The organism is Streptomyces sp. H39-S7 (assembly GCF_027158205.1).
GTDB lineage: Bacteria > Actinomycetota > Actinomycetes > Streptomycetales > Streptomycetaceae > Actinacidiphila.
The window spans coordinates 234,172-246,093 of record NZ_JAPVLU010000002.1 but is presented as its reverse complement, the minus strand read 5'-3'; the positions used below and the strand labels follow the sequence as shown (position 1 = coordinate 246,093).

Sequence of the window (11,922 nt, the reverse complement as noted above, 5' to 3'; positions counted from 1 at the left end):
GCGGGGCACCTCCTCGGCGCTCGAACCCGCGGGCCGTCCGCACCGTGACGGTCGTGGATTCTCGTCGCCTGCGGGGGCACCCCGCCGCGTCCCCTTCGGCTGGACGAGCGCTCCCGGCCGGTCGTCAATGCGCTGACACGGCCCACGAAGTGGCCGCAGGCTCCCCTGCGCGTCCCCTCAGGCAGTGGGGCGTCCGGAGGCCACCGCGTAGAAGGCGACGGCCGCTGCGGCGCCGACGTTCAGGGAGTCGACGCCGTGGGCCATCGGGATGCGGACCCATTCGTCGGCGGCGACGAGGGCCTGGGTGGACAGCCCGTCGCCTTCCGCGCCGAGGAGCAGGGCGACCCGCTCCAGCCGGTGCGGGGCTGCCTCGTCGATGTCGGTGGCCTTGTCGGCCGGGGTGAGGGCGAGCAGCTTGAAGCCGGCCGCGCGCACCGTCTCCAGGTCGCGGGGCCAGCTGTCGAGGCGGGCGTAGGGCACGGAGAAGACCGCGCCCATGGAGACCTTGACGGAGCGTCGGTAGAGCGGGTCGGCGCAGTCCGGGGAGAGCAGCACGGCGTCCATGCCGAGCGCCGCGGCACTGCGGAAGATGGCGCCGATGTTGGTGTGGTCGTTGACGGACTCCATGACCACGATGCGGCGGGCGGTGCCCAGCAGGTCGTCCGCCTCCGGCAGCGGCTTGCGGCCCATGGACGCGAGCGCGCCGCGGTGCACGTGGTAGCCGGTGACCTGCTCGGCGAGCTCCGGGCTCACCGCGTACACCGGCGCCGGCACCTCGTCGATGACGTCGCGCATGACGTCGACCCACTTGGCCGACAGGAGCATGGACCGCATGCGGTAGCCGGCGAGCCGGGCACGCCGGATCACCTTCTCGCCCTCCGCGATGAACAGCCCTTCGGCGGGCTCACGGCGGCGCCGCAGCTCGACGTCGGTCAGTGCCACGTAGTCATGGAGGCGCGGGTCGTCCGGGTCGTCGATCGTGATGAGCTCAGCCACAGGCTGATACTGCCCTGTCCCGCGGCACATGCCAACGCCGGGGTGGCTGGCTGGCCGGTACGCGTCGGCCGCGTCCTAGCGTCGAAGGGCGCTGCCGACCGATACGACGTCGCCGATGACGATGACGGCCGGCGGGCGGATCTCCGCGTCGGCGACGACCTGGGCGACGGTGGCCAGGGTGCCGTCCACGCGCCGCTGCGTGGCCATGGTGCCCTCCTGGATGACGGCGACCGGGGTGGTCGCCGGGCGGCCGTACCGGACGAGGGCGGTGGCGATGGCGCCGATCCGCTCGACGGCCATGAGCAGCACGAGCGTGCCGCGCAGCTTCGCGAGCGCTTCCCAGTCGACGAGGGAGCGCGGGTCCTCGGGGGCGACATGGCCGCTGACGACGGTGAACTCGTGGGCGACGCCCCGGTGGGTGACCGGGATGCCGGCGGCGCCGGGCACGCTGATGGAGCTGGAGATGCCGGGCACGACCGTGCAGGCGATACCGGCCTCGGCGAGCGCCTCGGCCTCCTCCATGCCGCGCCCGAAGACGAACGGGTCGCCGCCCTTGAGCCGGACCACGGCCTTGCCGGCCCTGGCGTGCTCGATGAGCGCGTTGTTGATCGCCTCCTGGGCCATGAAACGGCCGTAGGGGATCTTCGCCGCGTCGATCACCTCGACGTGCGGCGGGAGTTCGTCCAGCAGGTCGCGCGGGCCGAGCCGGTCGGCGATCACCACGTCGGCCTCGGCGAGCAGCCGCCGGCCGCGCACGGTGATCAGGTCGGGGTCACCGGGGCCACCGCCGACGAGCGCCACGCCGGGGGTCCGCTCGCGGTGCCGGGGAGCGACCAGCGTGCCGTCCCGCAGTCCCTCGACGACCGCGTCGCGCACCGCGGCGGAGCGGCGCGGGTCGCGTCCGGTGAGGACGGCGACGGTGACTCCCTCGCTGCGTCCGGTGGCCGGGGTCCAGGCGGTGGCGGCCTCGGCGTCGTCGCTGCGCACGCACCAGACGCGGCGGGCCTCGGCCTCCGCGGACGCGGCGGTGTTGGCCGCGGTGTCGGTGGTGGCGATCAGCGCGTACCAGGCGTCCGCGAGGTCGCCCTCCTGGTAGGGACGGCGCTCCCACCGCAGCTCACCCGCGTCTGCCATCGCTTCGACGGACGGCGTCGCCGACGGTGAGACGAGCACGATGTCGGCTCCCGCCGACACCAGCGCCGGCAGCCTGCGCTGGGCGACGGTACCGCCGCCGAGGACGACGACCCGGCGTCCGGACAGCCGCAGTCCGACGGGGTAGGCGGGAGCGTCGTTGCGGTCGTCGGCCATGGCTGTACGGCTCCTTGGGGCGAAGTTCTCTCTACTGCGCCGCTGCTCCCTCGGAGCGGCTGGGGTGCGGGGCCGGGCCCCTGCGCAAACCTTACGGTCCGACGCCCCCTGACCGCAGCGCGCAAGATCACACCCGGGTGCATTCAGGCCGGGCAGGCAGGCGGGCAGGCGGGCAGGCGGGCAGGCGGGCAGGCGGGCAGGCGGGCAGGCTGACATTCAGCCCGCCCGGCGTTTGAGGGCGCCCGCCGCAGGCGCAGGAAACCGGCAGGCTTACGGCTGAGCCCAGCCGCAAGCCAGCCCGCCCGGCGTTTGAGGGCAGCCCGCCGCAGGCGCGGGAGGGGGCGGGGCCCCGCCCCCGTGGGTGCGAGGGCGTCAGCCCTTCTCGGTGACTCCCGCGGAGTCGAACGTCGCAACCTCGTGCATGACGCGCGCAGCGCTCTGTACCAGCGGCAGTGCCAGCAGCGCGCCGGTGCCCTCGCCGAGGCGCAGGTCGAGGTCGATCAGCGGGCGCAGGCCCAGCTTGGTGAGGGCCGCTACGTGGCCCGGCTCCGCGCTGCGGTGGCCCGCGATGCAGGCGGCCAGCACCTCGGGGGCGATGGCGCGGGCGACCAGCGCGGCGGCGCCGGCGCTGACGCCGTCCAGGATCACCGGGGTGCGCAGCGCCGCGGCGCCGAGCAGCAGGCCGACCATGGCGGCGTGCTCCAGTCCGCCGATCGCCTCCAGCACGCCGATCGGGTCGGCCGGGTCCGGGCGGTGCAGGTCCAGCGCACGGCGGACGACGTCGATCTTGCGGGCGTGCATCTCGTCGTTGATGCCGGTGCCGCGACCGGTCACCTCGGCCGGGTCCTGGCCGGTGTAGACCGAGATGAGCGCGGCGGAGGTGGTGGTGTTGGCGATGCCCATCTCACCGGTGAGCAGCGCCTTGTTTCCGGCCGCGACCAGGTCGCGGGCGGTCTCGATGCCGACCTCGATGGCGCGCAGCACCTCGTCGCGGGTCATGGCGGGCCCGGCGGTGAAATCCGCGGTGCCGTACCGGACCTTGCGGGGCAGCAGCCCGGGGGTGCTGGGGAGTTCCGACGCCACACCGACGTCGATGACGCAGACCTCGGCGCCGACCTGGTTGGCGAACGCGTTGCAGACCGCGCCGCCGCCGAGGAAGTTGGCGACCATCTGGGCGGTCACCTCCTGCGGCCAGGACGTGACGCCCTGGGCGTGCACCCCGTGGTCGCCGGCGAAGATCGCGACGGCCGCGGGCTCCGGGATCGGCGGCGGGCACTGCCGGGACAGGCCGCTGAGCTGTGCGGAGATGATCTCCAGCATGCCGAGCGCGCCGGCCGGCTTCGTCATCCGCTTCTGCCGCTCCCAGGCCTCGCCGAGCGCCTTGGCGTCCAGCGGGCGGATGCCCCGCAGCGTCTCCTCGAGCAGGTCGTGCGGCTCCTCGCCGGGCAGCGCCCGGTTGCCGTACTCCTCCTCGTGGACCACCCAGGAGAGCGGGCGGCGCTGGGACCAGCCGGCCTGCATCAGCTCGGGCTCTTCGGGGAACTCGTCGACGTAGCCGATGCAGAGGTAGGCGACGACTTCGAGGTGTTCGGGCAGCCCCAGCTCACGGACCATCTGGCGCTCGTCGAAGAAGCTGACCCAGCCGACGCCGAGCCCTTCGGCGCGGGCGGCGAGCCACAGGTTCTCGACCGCGAGGGCGGAGGAGTACGGGGCCATCTGCGGCTGGGTGTGCCGGCCGAGGGTGTGCCGGCCGCCGCGCGTCGGGTCGGCGGTGACGACGATGTTGATCGGGGTGTCGAGGATCGCCTCGATCTTCAGCTCGCGGAACTGCTTGGCGCGGGCCTTCGGCAGCGACTTGGCGTACGTGTCGCGCTGTTCGTTGGCCAGTTCGTGCATGCGCTCGCGCGTCTTGGCGGAACGGATGACGACGAAGTCCCAGGGCTGCGAGTGGCCGACGCTGGGGGCGGTGTGGGCCGCCTCCAGGACGCGGAGCAGCACCTCGTGCGGGATGGGGTCGTCGCGGAAGCCGTTGCGGATGTCCCGGCGTTCGCGGATCACCCGGTGTACCGCGTCCCGGACGGCGGGTTCGTACCCGTCGGCCGCGGGACCCCGCACGGGCGCTGCGGGGGCTTCGGCCGGGACCTCGGCGGGGGCGGCGGACTCCTCCGGCTCGCCGGGGAGTTCGGCCGCGACCGGCGTGGCGGGCGCGGGCGGCTGCTCCGCCGGAATCGGGGCGGGGAGCGCGGCGGCCTGCTCCTGGACGGGAGCCTGCGGCGCCGGAACGTCCTGCGGTGCGGGCGGCGCCGGGGCCGTCACTTCCAGGGCGGCGATGGGCTCGGGCAGCGCGTCGGGCAGGACGTACGGCTCGGCCGCGGGCGGCGGCGCGTCCACCGGGCGCTGGACGGGAGCCGTCGCAGGAGTGATCGTTTCGGCGTGGACCGGGGTGGCCGGAAGCGGCGGCACCTCCACGGCCGGAGCGGCCTCCGGTGCGACGGGAAGCACGGCTTCGACGGGCTCGGCCCGGACCACCGGCTCGACGGCGATCGGTGCGTCCTGCGCGGGCACGGCGTCCGGGACGGGAGTGCCCGCGGGCGGCGTTTCCGGGATGCCCTGGACCGGGACGACCGGTGCCTGCGGCGGGACCGGGTCGTACCGCTCGGCCTGGACGGACGGCTCGTCCGCCGCGGGCTGCGGCTCGGGCGCCGCCGCGAGGACCACGGGCGGGAGGTCCTGCTGCTGCGCCACCGGGGCGGCGGACGCCGCCGACGGCCACGCGCTGCCCTGGACGGGCGTGCCCGGCCGGGCGACGGCGGCCGGCTCGGGGGCCTCGCCGTTCTGCTGCGCGGGGATCGCGGCGGAGTCGCTGTGCGGTACGTCGAGGTACTCGGGTCCCGCGGTGGCCGGGCCACCGGTCGCGCGCAGGGGGGCGGGCGGCAGGCCCTGGGCCGTCGCCGGGCCGCGGTCGGCGAGCGAGCGGACGGAGACACCGCTGGAGGCCGGATCCGGCATCGGCGGGCCCATGTGCAACGGCCGCCGGGGCGGCGCCGGCTGGGCGGCCGCCTGCTCGGCGACGAGCGGCTCGGCCGCCGGCTCCTGGACGGCGGGCTGCGTCAGCCGGACCGTCCCGTAGTCGAAGGATCCCGCGTCGCGTCCCGCGGACTCGTGGGTCTCGTGTCCCTCGCCGTTCAGGGGATCCACGACAACCTCGGGCTGTGGCGGGACGGGCTGGGGGTCGCTCCAGGAGCCCTGCAGACTGGGCATCAGGAGCAGGTCCTCGTCGTCGTCGACAGGCGCCCCGGGGGCCTCCGACCGGTCGAGGAAGGTGTAGGCGGGAGTGCCGTCGCCGCTCAAGGCGTCCGTCTCCCAGCTGGGAGCGGTCGGTTGGTGAGCGGCGCTGCCGTGCAGATCGGCGGGCGGCTGCGGAACCGCTTCCCCGACTGCGCTCTCCGGCAGTCCCTCGCCCGGGACCTGGCCGGTGTCAGTCATGCGTGCCCCTCGCCCATCGGTATCGCTCCTTCCAACGCCGCGCCGCGCACACTGTCCGACCCCCAGCCGGAACAGTCGAACCGGCCGGGAAGCAGGAAATGCGGCGCGTCGGCACCGCGTGTGCTGTCCGGCGGCGACGGATGACCAGCGGATCGAAAACCGCTCGATCCGTCAACGCACGACGACGGCACAACGATCCGCCAGCCTACCGCGCGTGTGCCGGAGGACCGCCCAAGGGTCCACAGTGCGGTCGGACCGGCGGTCCCTGCGTCACCTGCGGTGGCCACACAGGGCGAAGGTGACGAGGCGTTCGCGTTCCGCCCAGCCGGAATCCAGTTCGACGGTCTGCAGCAGGGCGCGTTCGACGTCGTAGCCGCCCTCTTCGAGGGCCCGGCTGACCGCCTCCGCCTCGTCCCGGTTGCCCGCGCTCGCGACGATCCGCTCCGGGCGCCGGGCGGCGCACGCCGTGACGACCTCCGCGTCTCCCCCGCCGATCCGGATGACGTCGGGCTCGGGAAGGTCCTCCAGCGCCTGCGGCGCGGTGCCGTGGACGACCTGGAGCTGGACACCGAAACGGCGGCCGGCGGCCGTGATCCAGTCGCAGGCGTCCTCGTCCCGGTCCACCGCGATCACGGCCGCGCCGAACCGGGCGGCCTCCACGGCGAACGCCCCGTCCGCGGAGCCGATGTCCCAGACCAGGTCGCCGGTGCGCGGGCCGAGCCGGGCGAGTTGCAGCGCCCGCAGCTGGTGCGAGCCGTCGCCGCCGTACTCCGAGGACGGCAGGCCCCAGCCGCGCACGGCGCCGGGGAACGCCGGATCGCGGCCGGCGATCCAGCCGCTGCGGCCGGCGACCGCCGGGTCGGCGGAGGTCATCCCGCCGACGACCAGGACGACGTTCGGGTCACGCCAGACGTGGTCGGCGACCTTCTCCGAGGTGAGGACGCTCACCTGTTCCTGCTCGGTGCCGAGCGCCTCGCAGATGACGAAGGTGCGGTGCACACCGTCGAGCAGCAGGGCGAGTTCGGCGGGGCCCGCGCCGGGCGCGGTCAGCACGGCGACCTTGGGGTAGGCGCGGCAGACGTTGACCGCGCGCCGCAGCGAGCGGCTGTGCGCGACGACGACGCGGGCGTCCTCCCACGGCATGCCGGCCAGCGCGAAGGCCCGCGCGACGGAGGAGACGCCGGGCACGACCTCGATCTCCAGGCCATGCTCCGGGTCGCGCAGGGCGCGCACGACGCCGAAGAAGCCCGGGTCGCCGTCGGCCAGTACCACCGCGGTGCCGCGGTGCTTGGCGATCCGGCGGGCGGCCAGTTCGATGCTGCCGAGCACGATCCGCTCGGCGGCCTCGGGTACGTACGGCAGGTCCAGATGACGGCGGGTGCCGGCCACCAGGGTGGCTGCGGTGAGCGCCGACAGCGCGGCTTCGGACGGCGGCGAGCCGTCCCACCCGATCACGGTGACCCGGTCGGCCATGTCGTCAGTCTCCTGGGCGTGGTCGCGGTCGGTGTCCGGGTGTGGTCGCGGCCCCCGGGGAAGCACAGTACCCCGGGACCGGATCTTGGCCGACGAGGGTGCCGACGACGGTGGCGGCAGTGCTGACGTGGACCTTGCAGGGTCGTTTACTCCCAGTCGGCGAAAGCCGTGTACCCCTCGTCCCCGGAGGACCGGCCGGGCAGTACGTCCAGGTCCTCGGGGAGCAGGCTCCACACGATCAGGTCGGTGCGGATCTCCGCCCACCGGCCGCCCGGGTCCTCCTCCGGCCTGCTGCGCACTATGCCGGCGTTGCGCAGCACGCCCTCGCTGATGCAGCCGATCTTCTGGGCGACCTGCTGGGAGGCGGTGTTGTCGGCGGCGATGCGCAGTTCGAGGCGTTCGAACTTCTGGTCGTCGAAGAGCCACTGGGTCACGGCGAGCACCGACTCCGAGGCGTATCCCTCACCACGGGCCCACGGGGCCGTCATGTAGCCGATCTCGCTGCTGCGGATGCGCCAGTCGGTGTTCTGCAGATGGACCGTGCCGACCAGCCGCTGGGTGAGGAACTCGGTGACGGCGAAGACGATGCCGCGGCCCTCGGTGCGTTCCGCGGGGGCGATCCGGGTGGCGAAGGCGCGGGCGTCGTCCTCGGTGTACGGCTGCGCGACGGAGGTCCAGGCGGTGACCAGCTCATCGTTCATCATCTCCGCGAGGGCGGGGATGTCGGCTTCCTCGTAGGGGCGCAGCACCAGCCGCTCCGTACTGATGGAGATGTCCGGAAAGGTGGAGGTCATTCGCTGCTCCGTAACCAGGGCATGTGTGGAGAGCACAGCATGCAGCATCGGCCGCGACATTCGCAGAGCGGGCTCGAAGAACCGTTCGCGGGAGCTTGATCCGCGAACGCCCTTCCAGGGTAGGCCGTATGACGTCCGGGGCGGGTATCGGCTGCCGCCATCCGACCCTGCTAGCGTCTGGCCGCGTGACATTGCACCACGCAGCAGGAGTCGGATCGCAGCGGGCCGCGGGATTGTACGAGCGCTCCCGTCCGTCGTACCCCATGGCCGCGCTCGCCGCGCTGGCGGACGCCCTGCCGTTGCAGGCGGGCCGGACGGCGGTCGATCTCGGGGCGGGCACGGGCAAGTTCACCCGGCTGCTGGCGCTGACCGGGGCCGAGGTGCTGGCGGTGGAGCCGGTGCCGGAGATGCGCGAGCGGCTGGCCTCGCTGCTGCCCGGTGTGGTAGTGACGGCGGGCACGGCGGAGGCGACGGGGCTGCCGGACGGCTGCGCGGACGCGGTCGTGGCGGCGCAGTCCTGGCACTGGTTCCAGGAGACGGACGCGCTCGACGAGGTGGAGCGGCTGCTGCGGCCGGGCGGCGCGCTCGCCCTGGTGTGGAACACGTACGACACCTCGGTGCCGTGGGTGCGGGACTTCCAGGACATCTTCTTCCGGCTGGCGCCGCGCGATCTGCCGAGCCCGCCGCTGGCCTCCGGGATCGGGGATCCCGACAACCGCTGGCGCCGGTCGTTCGAGGGGCGGCCGGGCTGGGGGCGGGTGCACGAGCGGCACTGGCCCAACCCGCATTCGACGACCGTCGAGGACGTCGTCGAGCGGATGATGTCGTCCAGCCACATTGCGGTGCTGGACGCGGCCGAGCAGGAGCGGGTGCGGGCCGATCTGGAGTCGCTGCTCGGCGCGCACGAGCCGACCCGGCGCGGCGGCGACATCGAGATGCCGTACATGACGGACGTGTACTGGGTGCGGCGCAGGTAGCGGACGGCGACGCACCGCACCCCGGCCACCTGGTCGGGCGGCCGGGGTGCGTCGGGCCGGCTGTCAGGCGGCGGGCTTGCCGAACGCCGGGACGACCGAGCCGTGGTACTTGGTCTCGATGAACTTCCTGACCTCGTCGGAGTTGAGGAGCTTGGTGAGCTTCACGACCCGGGGGTCGTTCTGCTTGCCCTCCTTGACCGCCAGGAAGTTGGCGTACGGGTTGTCCTCGGCCTTCTCCAGGGCGAGGGTGCCCTTGGCCGGGTCGAGCTTGGCGCCGAGCGCCACGTTGCCGTTGATGACGGCGGCGGCGACGTCGGGCAGCTGGCTGGGCAGCAGCTCCGCCTTCGCGTCCTTGAACTTCAGGCCCTTGGCGTCGGCGATGTCCTGCAGGCTGGCGTTGGCGCCGACGCCGGGCTTGAGGGTGATCAGGCCCTTGGAGGCGATCAGCTGCAGCGCGCGGCCCTGGTTGGTGGTGTCGCTGGGCACGGCGATGGTGTCGCCGGACTTGATCTCGGCGAGCGTCTTGGCCTTGCCCGGGTAGAGGCCGAGCGGTTCGAGCTCGACGTTCACGACCGGGACGATGTGCGTCTTGTTCTTGGCGTTGAAGTCGTCCAGGTACGGCTTGTGCTGGAAGAAGTTCGCGCCGACCTCGCCGTTCTCGGTGGCGGTGTTCGGTATGACGTAGTCGTCGAACTCCTTCACCTCCAGCTTCAGTCCGGCCTTCTCCGCCAGGTTGTCCTTGACGAACTTCAGGATGTCGGCGTGCGGCACGGGGCTCGCGGCGACGACCAGCGCGTCGTTCTCGCCGTCCTTCTGGGTCGGGTTGGAGGCGCATGCGCTCAGGCCCAGGGAGAGGGCTCCGGCGGCGAGCACAGCAGTGGTGATCTTGGTGACGTTACGCACGAAAAGTGCCTCTTTCTCAGTGGATGGTACGAGCCGGAGGGGTCCGGCGGGTCAGGAGGTCTCGGTGGCCCGCGCGACGCGGGCGGTCCGCAGGAGGCGGAGTACGGGGGCGCCGGACGTCCGCCCGCCGCGGCGGGCCAGGGCGCGGGCGGTCAGGTCGCCGGCCAGTTGGACGACGGTGACCAGGACGATCAGCAGCACGATCGTGGCGACCATGACCTTGTTCTCGAACCGCTGGTAGCCGTAGGTCCACGCCAGGTTGCCGAGGCCGCCCGCGGAGATCGTGCCGGCCATCGCCGAGTAGCCGACGAGGGCGATGACGGTGGTGGTGAGGCCGGAGACCAGCGACGGCAGCGACTCGGGCAGCAGCGCCTTGACGACCACGGTGCGGGTGTTGCCGCCCATCGCGTGGACCGCTTCGACGAGGCCGGGGTCCACCTCGCGGATCGAGGTCTCCACGAGCCGCGCGAAGAACGGGATCGCGCCGACGGACAGCATCACGACGGCGGCGTTGAGCCCGAACGCCGCGCCGACGAGCCAGCGGGTGAAGGGGATCAGCGCGACCATCAGGATGATGAACGGCAGCGACCGTGTGATGTTCACGACGACGCCGATGACTTTGTTCAGCACCACGTTCTGCAGCAGGCCGCCCCGGCCGGTGAGCACCAGCAGCACACCCAGCGGCAGACCGACCGCGGCCGTGATCACGGTGGACCAGCCCACCATGTACAGGGTTTCCCAACAGGCCGTCGTGAGCAGCGGCTGTATCTCGGCCCAGGTCATTTGACGGTCTCCTTCACACGCGCGGCGGCGGTCCGCGCCACCTCGACCTGGATGCCCTGCTCGCGCAGGAAGCCGATCGGTACGACGTTGTCCTCGAACGGACCCGGCAGTTCGATCCGCATCCGGCCGATCTGGCGGCCGGCGATGGTCTCCATGGCCGCGCCCAGGATCGAGACGTCCACGTTGTAGGTGCGCGCCAGCTGGGAGACGACCGGCTCGGTGGCGTTCTCACCGTGGAAGGTGAGGTCGACGACGGTGCGGTCGGGTCCCGACGGCTCCCCGCCGACCGGGAACAGCTCGTGCGCGAGCTCGGAGCCGGGGGTGGCGAGGAGTTCGGCGACGGTGCCGGACTCCACGACCCTGCCGTTCTTCATCAGCGCGGCCGAGTCGCAGATCGCCTTGACGACGTCCATCTCGTGCGTGATGAGCAGCACGGTCAGCCCCAGCTGCTGGTTGAGGTCGCGCAGCAGCTGGAGGATGGAGCGGGTGGTCTCCGGGTCGAGCGCCGAGGTGGCCTCGTCGGAGAGCAGCACCTTGGGGTCGCCGGCCAGCGCGCGGGCGATGCCGACGCGCTGCTTCTGGCCGCCGGACAGTTGCGCGGGGTAGGCGCGGGCCTTGTCGGCGAGGCCGACGAGGTCCAGCAGTTCCAGGGCCTTGCGGGAGCGCTCCTTGCCGGAGACGCCGAGGATCTCCAGCGGCAGCTCGACGTTGCCCTGCACGGTGCGCGAGGCCAGCAGGTTGAAGTGCTGGAAGACCATGCCGATGCCACTGCGGGCGGCGCGCAGCGCGGCTCCGGCCCGGTCGGTACGGCCGCCGAGTGCGGTCAGGTCCCGTCCGGCGACCTCGACGGTGCCCGAGGTGGGGCGCTCGAGGAGGTTGACGCAGCGGATGAGGGTGGACTTGCCGGCGCCGCTCTGTCCGACGACGCCGTAGACCTCGCCCTCGCGGACGTGCAGATCGACGCCGTCCAGGGCGGTGATCTCGCGGTCACGCGAGTGGTAGACCTTTCTCAGGTCCGTGGTGGTGATCACAGGGGTATCCGTCACTGTCGAGTGCGCGGCGGGCATAGCACCACGCAAGGGGCATTCTTCTCGGATCGCGGCACGGATCAGCCCGTCCAGGGGCCAAGCGGAGATCAGCGGCAGGAAGAAGGAGTCGCTGGAACCACAGGTGACGCGGGGCTGAGCCCTTCGCTAGTCACA

General features: G+C 72.9%; 9 protein-coding genes. 1 reads left to right on the top strand and 8 read right to left on the bottom strand.

Annotation, left to right across the window (positions count from 1 at the left end):
• Positions 1–177 precede the first annotated feature (177 nt).
• The 5 genes from O3X23_RS02925 to O3X23_RS02905 all read right to left on the bottom strand — a co-directional run bounded on the left by O3X23_RS02925 (position 178) and on the right by O3X23_RS02905 (position 8,057).
• Entirely contained in the window at positions 178–996 is an 819-nt protein-coding gene (locus tag O3X23_RS02925; protein ID WP_269269469.1) for a TrmH family RNA methyltransferase, read from the bottom strand.
• 75 nt (positions 997–1,071) lie between these two features.
• Entirely contained in the window at positions 1,072–2,304 is a 1,233-nt protein-coding gene (cobA, locus tag O3X23_RS02920) for a uroporphyrinogen-III C-methyltransferase (protein ID WP_269269468.1), read from the bottom strand.
• 372 nt (positions 2,305–2,676) lie between these two features.
• Positions 2,677–5,790 (bottom strand): nicotinate-nucleotide--dimethylbenzimidazole phosphoribosyltransferase, encoded by a 3,114-nt coding sequence (gene cobT / locus O3X23_RS02915; protein ID WP_269269467.1) that lies wholly within the window; start codon positions 5,788–5,790, stop codon positions 2,677–2,679.
• 270 nt (positions 5,791–6,060) lie between these two features.
• Complete coding sequence (gene cbiE / locus O3X23_RS02910; protein ID WP_269269466.1) at positions 6,061–7,263, bottom strand: precorrin-6y C5,15-methyltransferase (decarboxylating) subunit CbiE; 1,203 nt, start codon at positions 7,261–7,263, stop codon at positions 6,061–6,063.
• A gap of 146 nt (positions 7,264–7,409) precedes the next feature.
• Positions 7,410–8,057 (bottom strand): GNAT family N-acetyltransferase, encoded by a 648-nt coding sequence (locus tag O3X23_RS02905; RefSeq protein WP_269269465.1) that lies wholly within the window; start codon positions 8,055–8,057, stop codon positions 7,410–7,412.
• A gap of 185 nt (positions 8,058–8,242) precedes the next feature.
• Here O3X23_RS02905 and O3X23_RS02900 point away from each other — a divergent pair, with 185 nt between their 5' ends.
• Entirely contained in the window at positions 8,243–9,034 is a 792-nt protein-coding gene (locus O3X23_RS02900; RefSeq protein ID WP_269269464.1) for a class I SAM-dependent methyltransferase, read from the top strand.
• Positions 9,035–9,097: 63 nt separating this feature from the next.
• On the opposite strand, the gene O3X23_RS02895 is transcribed toward O3X23_RS02900, so the two are convergent.
• From O3X23_RS02895 to O3X23_RS02885, 3 genes are read right to left on the bottom strand one after another with little or no spacing between them, the layout of a single operon-like run.
• Positions 9,098–9,937: a MetQ/NlpA family ABC transporter substrate-binding protein gene (locus O3X23_RS02895; protein WP_269269463.1), complete on the bottom strand. Its 840-nt coding sequence runs from the start codon at positions 9,935–9,937 to the stop codon at positions 9,098–9,100.
• 51 nt (positions 9,938–9,988) lie between these two features.
• Positions 9,989–10,720, bottom strand: a complete 732-nt coding sequence (locus O3X23_RS02890) for a methionine ABC transporter permease (protein ID WP_269269462.1) — start codon at positions 10,718–10,720, stop codon at positions 9,989–9,991.
• Positions 10,717–11,787: a methionine ABC transporter ATP-binding protein gene (locus tag O3X23_RS02885; RefSeq protein WP_269269461.1), complete on the bottom strand. Its 1,071-nt coding sequence runs from the start codon at positions 11,785–11,787 to the stop codon at positions 10,717–10,719. Before O3X23_RS02885 ends, O3X23_RS02890 begins: the two co-directional genes overlap by 4 nt.
• Positions 11,788–11,922 lie beyond the last annotated feature (135 nt).